The organism is Rhodanobacter spathiphylli B39 (genome assembly GCF_000264295.1).
GTDB lineage: Bacteria > Pseudomonadota > Gammaproteobacteria > Xanthomonadales > Rhodanobacteraceae > Rhodanobacter > Rhodanobacter spathiphylli.
In genome coordinates this window covers 1-397 of the sequence record NZ_AJXT01000151.1, presented here as the reverse complement: position 1 = coordinate 397, position 397 = coordinate 1, and the positions used below count along the sequence as shown (strand labels likewise).

Here is a 397-nt window from a genome sequence, read left to right as displayed (position 1 = left end):
CTCCAACAGAAACCACCCGCAAACGAACCATGAGCCCAGCGACCGCCCAAACATAAAATCAAGAAGCCATTATAAGTGTGATTTTGCCAGAAATTATCACCTACTGGAAGGACAGAATCACCAAGTGTTTCTGATGGTAAGAATAAGAAATCACATTCTTCTGACCATCCAAATGCAGAAACATAACCATTTGATTTTGCAAGTGTAAAACCGCAATTTTTATAAGGTGAGGTTTTAGTATCATCAGCAAAGCCACTATCAGCCCAATAAGCTTGATGGATTCCTTTTGCTTCAATGTTAAGTCCATCTATCCATTTGTAAATGTTCCCCCAAAAGTTTTCTTCACCCCTGTAACTTATGGAAACTAATCCATTTGTTCCAACGGCCATTCCTGAAA

The 397-nt window shown here is 39.3% G+C and carries 1 protein-coding gene; it reads right to left on the bottom strand.

Annotated features, from left to right (window positions below):
• Positions 1-397: hypothetical protein (locus tag UU7_RS18850; RefSeq protein ID WP_202946821.1), on the bottom strand; the 397-nt coding region annotated here is incomplete at both ends.